At 59.3% G+C, this 15,336-nt stretch carries 14 protein-coding genes; 8 read left to right on the forward strand and 6 right to left on the reverse strand.

Features of this window, described 5'->3' with window-relative positions; all coding sequences use genetic code 11:
* Window positions 1-36: 36 nt before the first annotated feature.
* The 3 genes from ACWKV9_RS07655 to ACWKV9_RS07665 form a co-directional block, all read right to left on the reverse strand.
* Window positions 37-699 (reverse strand): glycosyltransferase family 2 protein, encoded by a 663-nt coding sequence (locus tag ACWKV9_RS07655; RefSeq protein ID WP_483835487.1) that lies wholly within the window; start codon window positions 697-699, stop codon window positions 37-39.
* A 164-nt stretch (window positions 700-863) separates the two neighbouring features.
* Window positions 864-1,427 (reverse strand): type 1 glutamine amidotransferase domain-containing protein, encoded by a 564-nt coding sequence (locus tag ACWKV9_RS07660; protein ID WP_483835488.1) that lies wholly within the window; start codon window positions 1,425-1,427, stop codon window positions 864-866.
* A gap of 150 nt (window positions 1,428-1,577) precedes the next feature.
* Window positions 1,578-1,979: a hypothetical protein gene (locus ACWKV9_RS07665; RefSeq protein WP_483835489.1), complete on the reverse strand. Its 402-nt coding sequence runs from the start codon at window positions 1,977-1,979 to the stop codon at window positions 1,578-1,580.
* A 190-nt stretch (window positions 1,980-2,169) separates the two neighbouring features.
* Here ACWKV9_RS07665 and ACWKV9_RS07670 point away from each other — a divergent pair, with 190 nt between their 5' ends.
* The gene (locus ACWKV9_RS07670; RefSeq protein WP_483835490.1) at window positions 2,170-2,499 is read left to right on the forward strand and encodes a hypothetical protein; all 330 of its coding nucleotides are present in this window, start codon (window positions 2,170-2,172) and stop codon (window positions 2,497-2,499) included.
* A 1-nt stretch (window position 2,500) separates the two neighbouring features.
* Here ACWKV9_RS07670 and ACWKV9_RS07675 read toward each other — a convergent pair whose 3' ends face one another.
* Window positions 2,501-3,151 carry a DNA-3-methyladenine glycosylase I gene (locus ACWKV9_RS07675; RefSeq protein WP_483835491.1) on the reverse strand — a complete coding sequence of 217 codons (651 nt, stop codon included), beginning with the start codon at window positions 3,149-3,151 and terminating at the stop codon, window positions 2,501-2,503.
* Window positions 3,152-3,197: 46 nt separating this feature from the next.
* On the opposite strand from ACWKV9_RS07675, the gene ACWKV9_RS07680 reads away from it, so the two are divergent.
* On the forward strand, window positions 3,198-4,049 hold the full coding sequence (locus tag ACWKV9_RS07680) for a CAP domain-containing protein (protein WP_483835492.1): 852 nt from the start codon (window positions 3,198-3,200) through the stop codon (window positions 4,047-4,049).
* Between the two features lie 112 nt (window positions 4,050-4,161).
* Here the strand turns inward: ACWKV9_RS07680 and ACWKV9_RS07685 are convergent, their stop codons facing one another.
* Entirely contained in the window at window positions 4,162-5,058 is an 897-nt protein-coding gene (locus ACWKV9_RS07685; RefSeq protein WP_483835493.1) for a LysR family transcriptional regulator, read from the reverse strand.
* A 212-nt stretch (window positions 5,059-5,270) separates the two neighbouring features.
* On the opposite strand from ACWKV9_RS07685, the gene ACWKV9_RS07690 reads away from it, so the two are divergent.
* The 6 genes from ACWKV9_RS07690 to ACWKV9_RS07715 all read left to right on the forward strand — a co-directional run bounded on the left by ACWKV9_RS07690 (window position 5,271) and on the right by ACWKV9_RS07715 (window position 13,440).
* Window positions 5,271-6,596 (forward strand): MFS transporter, encoded by a 1,326-nt coding sequence (locus ACWKV9_RS07690; RefSeq protein WP_483835708.1) that lies wholly within the window; start codon window positions 5,271-5,273, stop codon window positions 6,594-6,596.
* A complete protein-coding gene (locus tag ACWKV9_RS07695; protein ID WP_483835494.1) occupies window positions 6,593-7,867 on the forward strand; it encodes a glucarate dehydratase family protein in 1,275 nt (424 codons plus the stop codon). Before ACWKV9_RS07690 ends, ACWKV9_RS07695 begins: the two co-directional genes overlap by 4 nt.
* Before the next feature lie 598 nt (window positions 7,868-8,465).
* Window positions 8,466-10,418 carry a putative bifunctional diguanylate cyclase/phosphodiesterase gene (locus ACWKV9_RS07700; protein ID WP_483835495.1) on the forward strand — a complete coding sequence of 651 codons (1,953 nt, stop codon included), beginning with the start codon at window positions 8,466-8,468 and terminating at the stop codon, window positions 10,416-10,418.
* Between the two features lie 136 nt (window positions 10,419-10,554).
* The gene (gene coaA, locus ACWKV9_RS07705) at window positions 10,555-11,481 is read left to right on the forward strand and encodes a type I pantothenate kinase (protein ID WP_483835496.1); all 927 of its coding nucleotides are present in this window, start codon (window positions 10,555-10,557) and stop codon (window positions 11,479-11,481) included.
* A gap of 160 nt (window positions 11,482-11,641) precedes the next feature.
* On the forward strand, window positions 11,642-12,862 hold the full coding sequence (locus ACWKV9_RS07710; protein WP_483835497.1) for an MFS transporter: 1,221 nt from the start codon (window positions 11,642-11,644) through the stop codon (window positions 12,860-12,862).
* Between the two features lie 35 nt (window positions 12,863-12,897).
* On the forward strand, window positions 12,898-13,440 hold the full coding sequence (locus tag ACWKV9_RS07715) for a DinB family protein (RefSeq protein WP_483835498.1): 543 nt from the start codon (window positions 12,898-12,900) through the stop codon (window positions 13,438-13,440).
* A 177-nt stretch (window positions 13,441-13,617) separates the two neighbouring features.
* On the opposite strand, the gene ACWKV9_RS07720 is transcribed toward ACWKV9_RS07715, so the two are convergent.
* Window positions 13,618-15,321 carry an acid phosphatase gene (locus ACWKV9_RS07720; protein ID WP_483835499.1) on the reverse strand — a complete coding sequence of 568 codons (1,704 nt, stop codon included), beginning with the start codon at window positions 15,319-15,321 and terminating at the stop codon, window positions 13,618-13,620.
* Window positions 15,322-15,336: the final 15 nt, after the last annotated feature.

The raw sequence follows: 15,336 nt of genomic DNA on the forward strand, positions 1-15,336 counted from the left end.
TAAAAAACACCCTACAGGACTGCCGAAAAACCCGCATCAACCGGCAGTCAGAGTGGCCAGGGATTTTAGATAATCACCGAAGCCTTCGCGGCATCGGCAGCTTTTTCGTGCGCTGGTTCTGACGCGATTGGCGGCGGTCCAGGTGATGGTGGCGCCGCTGCGTTCGAGATCTTCAATCAGGTGAACATCCTCGTGAGCGGGCAGCGCACGGAATCCGCCAGCCCGGACATAGGCTGCGGCACTGACACCAAGATTGGCGCCGTGGATATGTCGATGGCCGTCGACAGGGGTGTAGTGAGCGTCGTAACGCTCGCGAACGGATTCCGAATGCTCGGACCAGTCTGCTACCTCCACCACGCCACATACTGCGTCGGTGCCGAACCTGACTTGGTCAGCCAGCCATGAGTAAGGCACCACGGTGTCGGCATCGGTAAACGCCAGCCATTTTGCGCCGCGCTCCAGCATGAGGCTGGCACCTTCGGCGCGGGTCATGCCGACGTTTCGATGGGTGCAATTATGGATCAATACGTCATGACGCTGCGCAACGTGCATCGAGCCGTCGTCACAGGCGTCCAGCACAATCAGGATTTCTATGGACTCATGTGCCAGGTCCTGGTGAGCGGCGGCCGCCAGCAACGACTTGATGCAGTCGTCCAAAACCATTTCTTCATTATGCGCAGGAACAATGATTGCGATCATCGGCAAGTCTCGTCGCGGCGCAAGCGACGGTCGCGTTGGCCTTATGATGTCGAGGGCGTGCTCTGGAATTGGTTTCAACTATTTGCCGGGCGACGGACCGCGGGTAGGTCACCCGGTCAAACGGATGGAACCGGCGAGCTGAACGTCGCCGGTCCGGGGTAACGTCAAGCCGCTGCGACGGCTTTGGCGATGGCTTCGCTAAACGCTGGCAAGTCATCGGGAGTGCGCGAGGTAATCAGGGTCCAGTCGTTGGCGCCGCATTGTTTGACTGGCTCATCCACCCAGCCAGCTGCTCCGGCATTCTCCAGATCAAGGCGCACGCTTGGGTATGAGGTCAACGTCTTGCCTTCGATCACGCCAGCGTTGATCAGCAACCATGGGCCGTGGCAGATCGCAGCTACGACTTTACCGGCGTCAGCGAACGCTTTGACCAGACGCTGCGCATCGGTGTCCTGGCGCAAGGTGTCGGCGTTTACCGTGCCGCCCGGAATCACCAGTGCATCGAAATCGGCAGCGTTCAGGCCAGCCAGTTTGCTGTCGGATTCGACGGTTTTGTCTTTCTCGGTGTCTTGCACGAAGGTCTGAGTGGTGCCGCCTTTGCTTGAGGCGTGAGTGACGGTGGCGCCGAAACCGCGCAGGGCTTCCAGCGGCTTGACCAGTTCGTCGCGCTCGATGCCGGTGTTGGAGGTGATGATGAGGATTTTCTTGCCTTGCAGTTGGGTACTCATTGCGTCATGCCCTTATCGTTAATGTCGTAGTGAATGCATTCGTCACTGAAGCGAACTTCGGCGGCGCTGACATTGGGAGGGCGGGGCGAAACTGAAAGTTCAGCCCGATTGATCGAGCTGTCACTGGCAAGAGGCAGTTGACGATTAAGGTCAGGTGTCGCGCAACAGGTCGTGGGCGTTCAGCAGTTCGTAGGCGATTTCAGGGCGTTTTTCCAGGCCGCGGCGAATGGCAGTGGGGATTGATTGACGGGTCTTGCGACACAGACCGGCCTGCGCCTGGATTTGAAATCCGATGCCGCGCACGGTGCGCACTTCGTTCAAACCGGGGGCGATGCTGACGCGGATGCCGAGTTGCTCGTACATGCGTTGTTGCAGGTGCTGCAGGTCGCTGAGGCTGGTGATGTTTTCCAGACGCTCGAGCAAGCGTTTCTCCTCAGCGCGCGTCAACCAGAGGATGCGCAGGTCTGCACCGGGCAGTTCAAGCAGCCGATCACGCTCGCAATCGCAAGCGCCGGGCGGGCAGGGTGAGCGGGTCGGTGGGTTAGCGTTCATGGGCTGGCATCATAGCGATGGATCGATCAGTTTGACCATTACCAACGCCTACCTCTGTAGGAGCGAACTTGTTCGCGAGGGGCTAATGCGGTGTGTTTGGCGTGACGCCTCGCGAACAAGTTCGCTCCTACAGGGATTTTTGTTGTCCATACGTCCGAGAGCGACATTTTTGTGTGGATGAGGAGCGGCGATGAATAGGTTTATGAAGGGCTTGGCGTGTCTGGCGGTCACTGCTGCAGCGAATGGATTGTTGGGTATCGCGATCGCATCGGCTGGGGCAAGTGCTCCGGCTGCAGCGGGCGTGGGTATTGGCTCCGGCGCCAGCAACAATGGCAACGGCGGCGTCACTGGCACAGTCAACGGCAACCGTAATCCGAGCCGACGCAACCCCGACGTGCAACAGCCGTCAACCTCCGAAAGTCGGGGCGCCGGCACCGCCGACACTCTGCAACAGCAGCGTCAGCAAAGCGGTGAGCAGATGATCCAGGAGCGCAAAGGGCAAAGCAGCGATACCCGCTGAATCACGCCCGATCAAACACCGAGCGGTCAAAGGTCATGCGCCTCTGGCTGATCTCAGCACGACAAACGCATCCTGTCAGATGATCGTTCACCAGACCCATCGCCTGCATGAAGGCATAGATGGTTGTCGGCCCCACGAAGGTCCAGCCGCGTTTTTTCAGCGCCTTGGACAGGCGGATCGAGGCGGGAGAAATCGGGTTGGCGGTCCAGTAATCCAGATCGAGCACTGCTGGCCGTTCATCATCGGCAGGCTCAAACGACCAGAGCCACGCCGCCAGTGAGCCGGTTTCATCGATCAGCTCTCGTGCGCGTCTGGCGTTGTTGATGGTCGAGAGGATCTTGCTGCGGTTTCTGACGATGCCCGCGTTGCCCATCAACCGTTCGACATCTGCTTCGGTGTAGGCCGCCACGGTGTCGATGTCGAAGCCGTCGAAGGCCTCACGAAAATGCTCGCGCTTGCGCAGAATGGTGATCCACGCCATGCCCGCCTGGAACCCTTCGAGACAAATCTTCTCGAACAGCAGAACGTCGTCACTTACGGGACGGCCCCATTCGCTGTCGTGGTAATGCAGATATTCCGGCGCTGCCGAACGCCACTGGCAGCGCGTGGCGCCAGATTCGTCAACCATCAAGCCGGGGGCAATCGTGGTCATTGAGCAATCCTCGCGATATTCTCGGCACACCTTAAAGGAGACTTTCATGCGCGTCGCATCGTTCTTGGCACACTTGATTGCGCTGTCGTCGGGCCTGGCATTCGCCGCCGTGGCGGCTGGGAGCGAAGAAACGCAGTTGGTTCAGTCGATCAACACCTATCGTAGCCAGGCGCAGCGTTGCGCCGGGCAGGTTTCCCAAGAGTTACCGCCGTTGACGGCAGATACTCGCCTCATCCTTCCGGCCACCAGCAGCGGGGATTTACAACAGGCACTGGCGCGCGCGTCTTACCCGATGGTCAGCGTGCAGGCGATTACCTTGTCCGGTCCTCGGGATGCGCAATCGGCGATGGCGGTGGTTCAGGAAAGCTTCTGCCAGGTGGTGCTCAACCCGCAATTTATCGATGTGGGCGTGAGTCGGGAAGGGCGCGATTGGCGCATTGTGCTGGCGCGTCCCTTGTTGACGGCCGGGCTGGGGAGCTGGCAGACCGAGGGGCAAAAGGTGCTGGAACTGATTAACACCGCCCGCGCTCAGCCGCGTACTTGTGGCGCTCAGTCCTTCACGCCCACGGCGCCATTGGCCTGGAACGCAAACCTGGCGACCGCAGCCCAAGGTCACAGCCGGGCAATGGCCAACCAGAACTTTTTTGATCACTTGGACCGTGATGGCCGTACCCCCGGTGACCGGGCGGAACTGGCCGGGTACATCGGGCAGCAAGTGGGCGAGAACATCGCCGCTGGCCAGGACACCCCGCGCAAAGTCGTCGACGGTTGGCTTGCCAGTCCGGGGCATTGCGCCAACCTGATGAACCCGCAATTCAAGGAATTGGGCGCGGCCTATGCCACCGATCCGAAAAGCGATGCCGGGGTGTATTGGACGACCGTATTCGGCGCGCAGTGAAGAGGTTTTGATAATGATGCTTGCCTCTGTAGGAGCCAACTTGTTCGCGAGCGATTAAAGCGGTGTATCTGGCACAACCCCTCGCGAACAAGTTCGCTCCTACAGAAATCGGCTACAGCCCGGCTTTTGCCGCACCGCGAATCGCTTCCAGCAGCATCGCAAATGCCGGGTTGTCGTTATCGGCGCCCCAGATCAGGTGCAATTCGCTTTGCACCCCTTCACCCAGATCAATGTCGCGAAACACCACGTCCTTGAACACCACGCTGGTCGCACATCGTGGGACCAGCGCCAGCCCCATGCCGGCGTTCACCAGCGCCAGAATCGTCAGCGACGAACCCAGCCACTGCACGTACTGCGGCGCCACACGAGCGGAGCGCAGCATGCCGGTGAGCAATTCGTTGAACGGCGGATAGGCTGCGTGCGAGTACATTAAAAACGGCTGCTGATCGAGATCTGCCACCGCGACGCTCGACGCACTGGCCAGCGGATGGCTGCTCGGCACCGCCAGCACGAACGGCTCACGCACCAGACATTCGGTCTCGTATCCAGGCTCCAGCAGCGGCGCGCGCACGATGCCCAGATCGATTCGCCGCGCACGCAACGCTTCGTGCTGCTGATAGGTATTCATTTCCGAGAGGGAGATTTTTACGTGGGGCTGTTTGAGCCGCGCTTCGGCGATGACTTTGGGCAGAAACTCATACACCGCGCTGCCCACGAAGCTGATGGATACAGTGCCGATGTCGCCCTCGGCAAAGCGCTTGGCCGACACCGCCGCCTGCTGCGCGCGCTCCAACAAATTTTGCGCTTCAACAAAAAATGCCCGACCCGCCGCCGTCAACGCTACGCTGCGGGTACTGCGAGTGAACAACGCGACGCCCAAGTGATGTTCGAGCAACTGGATCTGCCGACTGAGCGGCGGTTGAGTCATGTTCAGACGTTCCGCAGCGCGGCGGAAATTCAATTCTGTCGCGACGGTGGTGAAGCAGCGCAGCTGAGCGAGTTCGAACATTGATTCAATCCAGGTATCAATCAAGTGCCAATCTAGATTAGACGGTAACAATCAGAGCGTACATGATCAGGGTGTTCCCACAAAAATAATGATCGGGAGTTCGGCCCTTGAATCACATCCCCCTGAACGGCGCGCAGTCAGCAGACGGCGATACTGTCCTCGCCCGCGCTGCCGCCAAAGTAAAACGGCACGTGTTGCCCCTGTTTGTGGTGATGTTCATCGTCAACTACATCGACCGAGTCAACATCGGTTTCGTGCGCAGCCACATGGAAACCGATCTGGGTATCGGCGCCGCGGCCTATGGTCTGGGCGCTGGCTTGTTCTTCATCGGTTACGCCTTGTTCGAAGTTCCGTCCAACATGCTGCTGCAACGCTATGGCGCCCGCGCTTGGCTGACGCGGATCATGTTCACTTGGGGCGCTGCGGCGATGTCCATGGCGTTCGTCCAGGGTGAAACGAGCTTTTATGTCCTGCGCTTCATTCTGGGCGCCGCCGAAGCGGGCTTCTTCCCCGGCATCATTTATTACTTCACCCAGTGGCTGCCGTCGACAGAGCGCGGCAAGGCGATGGCGATCTTCCTCAGCGGCTCGGCCATTGCCTCGGTGATTTCCGGCCCGGTGTCGGGCGCGCTTTTGAACGTCAGCGGTTTGAGTCTGCACGGCTGGCAATGGATGTTTCTGATTGAAGGGTTCGCCTCGATCATCCTCTGTGGCTTCGTCTGGTTCTGGCTGCAATCTCACCCGCGTCAGGCCAAATGGCTGACCGATGAAGAGAAGGACGCACTCGAAGGCGCCATCGCCCAAGAGCAGCGTCAGCGTGAAGCAACCCAGACTGTCAAACCGTCGATGTTCAAGCTGCTGGCGGATCGGCAAATCGCGCTGTTCTGCTTTATCTATTTCTCCATCGCACTGACCATTTACGGCGCCACGTTCTGGCTGCCGAGCATGATCAAGAAGATGGGCAACATGGGCGACTTCCAGGTCGGGCTGTTCAACTCGATCCCGTGGATCATCTCGATCATCGCCATGTACGGTTTCGCCGCCATGGCCGCCAAGTGGAAGCACCAGCAGGCCTGGGTCGCACTGACCCTGGTGATCGCCTCGTTTGGCATGTTCATGTCCACCGTCGGCGGGCCGATCTTTGCCTTCGTCGCCATCTGTTTTGCCGCCATCGGTTTCAAGGCCGCATCTGCTTTGTTCTGGCCGATCCCGCAGGGCTATCTCGACGCACGCATCGCAGCAGCAGTGATTGCCTTGATCAACTCCATCGGCAACCTTGGTGGCTTCGTTGCTCCTACGACGTTCGGCTTTCTGGAGCAAACCACCGGCTCGATCCAGGGTGGCCTGTACGGTCTGGCCATTACCTCGCTGGTGGCGGCGGTGGTGATCTTCTTCGCCCGCACCACGCCCAAGGGCGATACCCCGAATTCACTGATGGGAAAGTCCGCACCGGTGGCCAAACCCGCCGCAGAGTCCGGGAAACCCCTCGCCCAGAATCGCCACGTATTAACCCCTGATCAATCGGGAGCAGTCTCTTGAAAATCACTCGCGTAACCGTCACCCCCATTGCCTTTCGTGATCCGCCGTTGCTCAACGCCAGTGGCATCCACGAACCTTTCGCGCTGCGTTCGATCATCGAGATCGAAAGCGACAACGGCTACATCGGTCTGGGTGAAAGCTACGGCGACGCTCCGGCGCTGGCGATCCAGCAACAATTGCAAAGCCAGTTGATCGGGCTTGATCCTTTCAATCTCAATCATTTGCGGGCCATTGTTCAGGCTACGATTGCCGCGAATAAACCGGCGAGCATTGCCGGGGCGGAACTGGCGCCGGGTTCTCATGCCAGCAAAGCAGTGAGCAATGCCTATTCGGCGTTCGAAGTCGCGTTTCTGGACTTGCAGGCCCATTACCTGAACGTGCCTCTGGTGGACCTGTTGGGCGGGGCGATTCGCGACGAAATCCCGTTCAGCGCCTATCTGTTCTTTAAATACGCGCAGCATGTTGATTCCCCCTACAAGCCTGACAACTGGGGCGAGGCGCTGAATGAGGAGCAAATCGTCGCTCAGGCCGGGCGCATGATCGAGGCGTACGGCTTCAAGAGCATCAAGCTCAAGGCCGGTACGTTGCCGCCTGAGCATGAGGTGTCGTGCATCAAGGCGCTGAAAAAAGCATTTCCCGGTTATCCGCTGCGTATCGATCCCAATGGCAACTGGTCGTTGGAGACATCCATTCGAATGGCCGAGCTGCTGGGCGACGATCTGCAGTATTACGAAGACCCGACGCCAGGCCTTGAGGGCATGTCCGAGCTGCACAAGCGCACCGGTTTGCCGTTGGCGACCAATATGGTGGTGACCGATTTCGACGAGTTCCGCCGCAGCGTGGCGCTCAATAGCGTGCAGATCGTGCTCGCCGACCACCATTACTGGGGCGGCCTGCGGGACACCCAGGCGCTGGCGAAAATGTGCGACACATTTGGCCTGGGCGTATCGATGCATTCCAACTCGCACCTGGGCATCAGCCTGATGGCCATGGCTCATGTCGCCGCCTCGGTGCCCAATCTGGATTACGCCTGCGATACCCATTACCCGTGGCAAGAACCGGACGAGGAAGTGATCAAGGGTGGCAAGCTGCCGATTGTCGACGGCTGCGTGAAAATCACCCGCGCCGCCGGGCTGGGTCTGGAAATCGATCAAGATCAGCTGGCCAAATTGCACGAACAGTTCCTGACCTGCGGCATCCGCCAGCGTGACGACGTGAAGCAGATGCAGCGCTACAAGCCGGACTGGCAAGCGGTAAAGCCTCGCTTCTGAGTGAATTGCTGGCATTTTCTGTAGGAGCCAACTTGTTGGCGAGGCGGGTTTTGCGGTGTATCTGGCGTGACGCCTCGCGAACAAGTTCGCTCCTACAGGGCCTGGCGGTAAAGCCTCGCTTCTGAGTGAATTGCTGGCATTTTCTGTAGGAGCCAACTTGTTGGCGAGGCGGGTTTTGCGTGTATCTGGCGTGACGCCTCGCGAACAAGTTCGCTCCTACAGGGCCTGGCGGTAAAGCCTCGCTTCTGAGTGAATGAATGTGTGTGTTTGCCCGGTCAATGGCCTGATTCTTCAGGCGTGACCGGGCTTTTTTTTGCATGACGCAGATCGTTGGTACGCCCAGGATCAACGTGGGAGCGGACCTGTCCGCGAAGGGCGCGGTGCAGTCCACCCATTTTCATCGGCAGACCCACCGAACTCGCGGACAGGTCCGCTCCTACTGGGCCTGCGCTCAGGCAAACATGCTATCGGTCGGGAATATTACAGAACGGTGAACAGAGGCCGATGGTCATGGACAGGTCGTGGGTATTTCTCTCGCGACTTGACCGATCAATTGCCGGAATTCGTCCCGGTGCAGTTTTTGAGTCCTTGACCGTTGATGAAAAAAAGCCTGCCTGGCCACCTTAAAGCGCTGATGTCCGTGCCACGCGACAATCCCCGGCTGCTGAAAGCGCAGTTCGTCGCGTTGTCCCGTCAGTTGCCGATGATGTACCTGATCCTGCTGGTCAACACCCTCGCGTTGGCTGCGACCCATTACGCCACCGCGCCGCGCTGGCTGGTAATCGATTGCCCGCTGTTGCTGACCCTGGTGGGCGGATGGCGCGCGCTGATGTGGATGCGTATCCGCCGGGAATTGCCAACGCCTGAAAAAATCCTAAGCACCCTGATCCGCACCAACCGACTGTCAGGGCCGATTGCAGTGGGTTTCACGGGCTGGTCACTGGCGTTGTATCCCTACGGTGATGTCTACGCCCAGAACCATGTGGCGTTTTACATGGCGATCACCGTCATCGTCTGCATCTTCTGCCTGATGCACCTGCGTCCGGCGGCGCTGACCACGGCGGCGGTGGTCAATATCGCGTTCGTCGCATTCTTCGCCTCCACCCATAACCCGATATTCATTGCGATGGCGGTGAACGTCTTTCTGGTGACGGCGGCCATGTTGTTTGTGCTGCAAAACCACTACCGCGATTTCACCCGCCTGGTGAACATGCAGGCCAGCAGTGAACGGTTAAGCGATGAAAACCAGCGGTTGGCCAATCAGGACAGCCTGACCGGGCTGCCCAACCGTCGGCAGTTTTTCACTGTGCTCGACACCCAACTGGACCTCGCCGCCAATGGTGACTCCCGTTTGGCGGTGGGGTTGATCGACCTCGATGGTTTCAAGCCGGTCAACGATATTTATGGCCACCGCGTGGGGGACAAACTGCTGGTGCAGGTCGGCCAGCGGCTGCAGGGCTTTGTAAGCGCTGAGGTTCATCTGGCCCGGCTCGGTGGCGACGAGTTTGGATTGATCATGTCGGGGTCGATCAGCGATGGCGGCCTTCGCAGATTGGGTAACGCCGTCTGCGATGCCATCCGCGAACCGTTTTCGATGGGCGATATCCAGATTCAGATCAGCGCGTCGCTGGGGGTAGTGATCTTCCCGGACATGGCCACCTCCAGCGTTGAAATCTACGAATACGCCGATTACGCCCTGTACCAAAGCAAGAAGGTCACGCCGGGCAGCATGTGCCTGTTCTCCGGAGTTCATTATCAGCAGCTCAACCGCGACGTACTGACTGAGCAGGGCCTGCGCCGGGCCAATATCGTCGAAGAGTTTGCGGTGGTATTTCAGCCCATCATCGACATCCGCACCCAGCGCACGGTGGCGTTTGAAGCCCTCGCGCGCTGGGTTAGTCCCGAGCTTGGCAGCGTTGCGCCTTGTCACTTCATCGCGGTGGCCGAGCGCATCGGCCTGATCAACCGGCTGACCTTGCCGTTGCTGGAAAAAGCCTTGGACACCGCGCGGTCCTGGCCGCAGGACGTGCGCCTGTCGTTCAATCTCTCGGCCCACGACTGCGGTTCCGAAGAAGCCGTGCAATTGATCATGGCAGTGGTCAGGCGCAGTCAGTTCGACCCGCGACGGCTGGACTTCGAGATCACCGAAACCGCCGTCATTCAGGACATCGTGCAGACCCAGCGCGCCATCAGCCTGTTTCGGCAACTGGGGTGTGGCATCTCGCTGGACGACTTCGGTACGGGCTATTCCAGCTTGAGCCAGATCCATGCGCTGTCGCTGACCAAACTCAAGATCGACCGCAGCTTCATTACCAACATTCATCAGGACCCGGCCAGCTACAAGATCGTCAAGTCATTGCTGGCCCTCAGCCAGGACATGGAGCTTGAATGCATCACCGAAGGCGTCGAAACCGGCGAGGAACTGCAAGCCCTGAAATCACTTGGCTGCACGCTGGTACAGGGCTATCTGTTTTCCGAACCGCTGGCAGCAGACAAGGTGGCGGGGTGGTTGCAACGCGATCCGCCTGTTGCCGTCAGGGATGCGTCCTGAAGGGCTGGAAGTAACGTTTCAGCCGCCTAGCTCGAGCCAATAACCCGAGGCAAATCAAATAAATCTGCCGCCGTTTTGACCGATGGGATAGTCTTCGCACCATTGTCGATACAGACACTTGGACGGAAAGCTATAGATGGCGCCTGATGACTATCTCGTAATGACCAGCAAGGAATGGGCGGGGCTGCGCGCCAATACGCCGCTGACTTTGTCTGAAGAAGAACTGTCGGCGTTGCGAGGCGTAAACGAAGATATTTCCCTGGAAGACGTTTCCAACATCTACCTTCCGTTGTCCCGATTGATCAACCTGCACGTCAGCGCCGCCCATAACCTGTCAGGCATCAAGGACACGTTTCTCGGGCGTCCGGCGCATAAACAAACATTTGTGATCGCCGTTGCCGGCAGTGTCGCCGTCGGCAAAAGCACCTTCGCCCGGGTATTGCAGGCGCTGATGGCGCGCTGGCCCGATCATCCGCGGGTCGATCTGGTTACCACCGATGGTTTCCTGCATCCCAACGCCAAGCTTAACGGCGAAGGCATCATGCACCGCAAGGGCTTTCCCGAAAGTTACGATCGCAAGCGCATGGTGCGGTTTTTGTCCGATCTCAAGGCTGGTGCTGCGCAAATCAGTGCGCCGGTCTATTCCCACATCAGTTACGACATCGTTCCCGACCAGTTTCAAACTGTCAGTCAGCCCGACATTCTGATTTTCGAAGGGCTCAATGTGCTGCAGACCGAAGGCGATAGCAGCCAGAAGCCCGGCAGCATCGTTTCCGACTTTTTCGATTTTTCGATTTACCTGGATGCCGACGAATCCAACATCGAGCAGTGGTACGTGGAGCGCTTTTTGATGCTGCAGCAAACGGCGTTTCGCGCGCGCGGCGCTTACTTCCGCGAGCTGGCGGACCTCGATCCGGCCAAGTCTCCGGACGCCGCGCGCAAGATATGGCATGACATCAACCGCCCCAATCTGCTGGAAAACATTTTGCCGACCCGCGAACGCGCCAACCTGGTGGTGCGCAAAAGTGCGGACCATTCGGTGAAAGAGCTTTGGTTGCGTTGATGTAAAAGCCGATTCAACTGTAGGAGCCAACTTGTTGGCGAGAGGGCTTGACGGGTTTGCCGGCGATGCCCTTCGCCAACAAGTTGGCTCCTACAGAAAAAGTAGTTCCCCCCACTGCTGTGGCTTTGCCTGCCGAATGGATTTCATCAGGAGCCTGACCATGCGCATGAATGCTTTGATCGTGGTGCTGCTCACCGGTCTGGTGGCAGCGACCTATGGCTTCGGGATTTACCTGTTTGCCCAGCTGGTGCCAGACATGCGCGCCAGCCTCGGGTTCGACATTACCTACGTTGGAGCCATCACTGCCGCCGGGCAATTCGGTTTTCTGCTCTGCGCGTTGTTGGCGGCCTGGCTGACCCCGCGATTGGGCGGCGGCCGGGTAATCTTCGGCTCAGGGGTGGTGTGCGGCGTGGCGTTGCTCCTGATACCGCTTTCGCACAACGTGTTCGTGATTGGCTTGTTGCTGACCGTGCTGGCGGGGACTGCTGCCACGGTCTTTGTGCCGATGGTCGATGTGCTGTCCCGCGCCGTTGCCTATCGCTATCGCGGGATGGCGATGGGGCTGGTCTCCAGCGGCACCAGTTATGGCGTGTTCATCAACAGTTTGCTGGTGCCGATGTACGCGCCACAGGGCGAGTGGCGCACGGTCTGGTGGATCGTCGGCTTGATGACCGTGGTCATTTCGATAGCAGTGTTCGTCGTGTTCAGGCGGGCGCGACTGTTTATCAAGGCTGACGGCCAATCGACTTTGGCGGCGGCCTCGGCGACCGTTGACCAGACAAGCTCCGCGGGCCCGAGCCCGTTGATGCAGCCCTGGGTACTGACCGTCTGGTCGATGAATTTCCTGATTGGGTTTTCCACTTTTCCGTTCCAGAACTATCTGTCTTCCTACCTGCGCACCGAGCTGGGCTTTGCGGTTGAGCGCACCGCGCAGATCTGGGCGGTCATTGGTTTCGTTGGGATGTTCGCCGGGCTGGCCGTGGGGTGGCTATCTGACCGAGTGGGCCTTCGGGCGGCGATGCTGCTGGTGTACGTCAATGTCGCGCTGGCGGCGCTGATCTTCGTCTTCCACCCGATGGGTTATTGGCCTCTGTTGGCGGGCATTCTGTTCGCCATCGCTTTTTATCCGATCTTCGGCCTGATACCGGCGTACGTGTCCAAAATGGCCAGTACCACTGCGCTTGCCGTGACGATTTTCGGGATTGCCAACATCATGCAGGGGGTGGGCGGCATGATCGGCAACTACTGCGCCGGGCTGCTGGCCAGCGCCAGCGGGACATTTGTCGGTGTGTATGGCGCCATCTGCGTGGTCGCCGTGTTGCTGGGTGGGCTGACGTTGCGCTTGCCAAAGACCGTAGACAGCGATCACGCAAATCAGTAGCGTCGCCCCACCATTGTTAGCCAGAGCGCTCGAACGTGAACCGCACCCAGCACTTGCAACTGATGGCCCGCTATAACCAGTGGATGAACGACAAGCTGTACGCGGCGGCCGCTACGCTGTCCCAGGATCAGCTGTTTGCAGACAACAAAGCGTTCTTCGGCTCGCTGTTCAACACGCTGAATCACCTGCTGGCGGCCGACATCATCTGGCTCAAGCGTTTCGCTCGCCATCCGGCGCAATGGCCAGCGCTGGCGCCCGTCCTGCAACTCGACAATCCTCAAGGGCTGGACCAGCGCTTGTTCAATCAGCTGGATCAATTGACCCTCCAGCGACAGTGGCTCGATCAACTGATCATAGACTGGACTGCCGCGCTGTCCGACGACGACCTGGATGTGACACTCCATTACGCCAATACCGCTGGCGTTCAGCACCGTCGTAATTTTTATGGGCTGCTGACGCACTTCTTCAACCACCAGACCCACCATCGCGGCCAGGCCACTACGTTGTTGTCTCAGGCAGGCGTAGACGTTGGCACCACCGATCTGCTGGCGTTGATTGCCAATGAGGTGGAGGGCTAAACGTTCGTTGCCACGCTCTTCGGTGGACAAGCAGAGCGTTGGACCCTGGTGCGGTCCCTGCAGGAGCCAACTTGTTGGCGAAGCGGTTTACCAGATGGATCAGGTATGGCGTCTCGCGAACAAGTTCGCTCCTACAGTTTGATGACCTTCGTACCGTCCTTGATCATGCCGTGGCCGTCAAACGAACCGCAACGCATTGGTCAGATCACCCATCGGGGTTTGCCCGCGGGCGGTCATGGCGTTGTCGCGTTCGCTCAAGCCGTTGAGTTTTTCCAGGTCGTGTACGCGGGTGATCAAGCGCAGGATCGAGGCCGTGTCGTAAACCGTGTGATCCACCGTGCCTTTGCGCGCGAACGGTGAAATGACCAGCGCCGGAACGCGGGTGCCCGGTCCCCAGCGGTCGCCCTGGGGTGGGGCGACGTGATCCCACCATCCGCCGTTCTCGTCCACCGTCACCACAATCACCATGTTTTCCCACTGCGGGCTTTCGCGCAGCACCTTGATGGCGCGGTCGATGTGCCGGTCGCCGGACGCAACGTCAGCGTAACCGGCGTGCATGTTCAGATTGCCCTGGGGCTTATAAAACGACACCGCCGGCAACTTGCCCGCCTGGGCGTCCGCGAAGAACTTATTGGTGCTGACTTCATCGCCCAAGCCGCCATCACGCAGGCGCTTGCTGCGCTCTTGCGGATTGTCCGGGCCTTGCTGCTTGAAGTAATTGAAAGGCTGATGGTGGTACTGAAAATTCGGGATCTTCGGAATGCCGCCCGAATCCTTGAACTGATCCAGCGTCGCCTGCCAGGCACCGGCGTACCACGCCCAATCCACGTTCTTTTTCGACAGCTTGTCACCGATGTGTTCGTGGCTTTGCGGCACCAGCACGTTAGCCAGGTCCGGTTTGGAATAGTCCGGTTTCTCGGGATCGCGTAGCCAGGTAGGCCAGTAGGGCGGGGCGAGGGTGTTAACCCCATAGCCATCCGGGGTCAAGGCGCTGGGGCCAAACTGCGGCGGGCCTGTCAGAGCGCTGGCCGGGGATTTCTCCAGTGGTTTGAGCCGAAAGTCATGGGGGTCGTCGCTTTCCAGTGCAGCAATCTGTGATTTGGCGGCTGAATGGGCGGCGTCCGGATAAAACGGTGCCGTCGCCGCGATCAGATACTGGTGATTGAGGAACGAGCCGCCAAAGGCACCCTGAAAGAAGTTGTCGCAGAGCACGAACTCTCTGGCGACGTCCCACAGTCGCAGGGAATATTGCGACTGACTGTAATGGCCCATGGGCAAGCCGCCGGAGTCCGCCCAGGCGACAAAGCCATCATTTTTGCCGCCATTGATCTGCATCTGGTTCTGGTAGAACACATGCCACAAATCTCGCGTCACCAATCCCAGCGGCAGGTCTTCACCGTTCGGTCCTTTGAGCGGGTAGGGCGCATTGGGCAGGTTGTCCTGGAACTGCACGCCGGTGGCATAGGTCACGCCGTCCACGGTCTGCGGGCCCACTTGCAACATGCCGCCCCAGGCCGGGGGCAGGGTTTGCAGCAGCTTGCCGTCGCGGTCGCGTTGTTGATAGTCGCCAGGCTTGAGCGCAGACAGCGGTTTCTCGACACCGGGGAAATTGCCGAACAGGTTATTGAAACTGCGGTTTTCGGCGTAGATGACCACGATGGTTTTGACGTTGTCATGCAGCGCCCGGTCCAGATCCGGCCCCGTCAGCAAGGTTTTCTGCGTGCTGTCGGTGCTCGCACCGGCTTGCTTGGCGTTGACGTAACCACTGAGCGTGGCGCCTGCGCCCAACACTGCAACGCCCCCTAAAAAGCGGCGTCGACCGGTATCAACAGGTGTTTCGCTGGCGGGCGGCGTCGAAGGGGATTGTGGTTCATCGCTCATGGCTCTACCTGTTCG

The sequence above is a fragment of the Pseudomonas corni genome, from assembly GCF_057128765.1.

Coding starts and splice junctions, on each gene's coding strand:
- ACWKV9_RS07680 (WP_483835492.1), top strand. CDS start 3,198: ATGCGCGTCGCATCGTTCTTGGCACACTTGATTGCGCTGTCGTCGGGC.
- ACWKV9_RS07685 (WP_483835493.1), bottom strand. CDS start 5,058: ATGTTCGAACTCGCTCAGCTGCGCTGCTTCACCACCGTCGCGACAGAA.
- ACWKV9_RS07720 (WP_483835499.1), bottom strand. CDS start 15,321: ATGAGCGATGAACCACAATCCCCTTCGACGCCGCCCGCCAGCGAAACA.
- ACWKV9_RS07655 (WP_483835487.1), bottom strand. CDS start 699: ATGATCGCAATCATTGTTCCTGCGCATAATGAAGAAATGGTTTTGGAC.
- ACWKV9_RS07665 (WP_483835489.1), bottom strand. CDS start 1,979: ATGAACGCTAACCCACCGACCCGCTCACCCTGCCCGCCCGGCGCTTGC.
- ACWKV9_RS07700 (WP_483835495.1), top strand. CDS start 8,466: ATGAAAAAAAGCCTGCCTGGCCACCTTAAAGCGCTGATGTCCGTGCCA.
- ACWKV9_RS07690 (WP_483835708.1), top strand. CDS start 5,271: ATGTTCATCGTCAACTACATCGACCGAGTCAACATCGGTTTCGTGCGC.
- ACWKV9_RS07675 (WP_483835491.1), bottom strand. CDS start 3,151: ATGACCACGATTGCCCCCGGCTTGATGGTTGACGAATCTGGCGCCACG.
- ACWKV9_RS07670 (WP_483835490.1), top strand. CDS start 2,170: ATGAATAGGTTTATGAAGGGCTTGGCGTGTCTGGCGGTCACTGCTGCA.
- ACWKV9_RS07660 (WP_483835488.1), bottom strand. CDS start 1,427: ATGAGTACCCAACTGCAAGGCAAGAAAATCCTCATCATCACCTCCAAC.
- coaA (WP_483835496.1), top strand. CDS start 10,555: ATGGCGCCTGATGACTATCTCGTAATGACCAGCAAGGAATGGGCGGGG.
- ACWKV9_RS07710 (WP_483835497.1), top strand. CDS start 11,642: ATGCGCATGAATGCTTTGATCGTGGTGCTGCTCACCGGTCTGGTGGCA.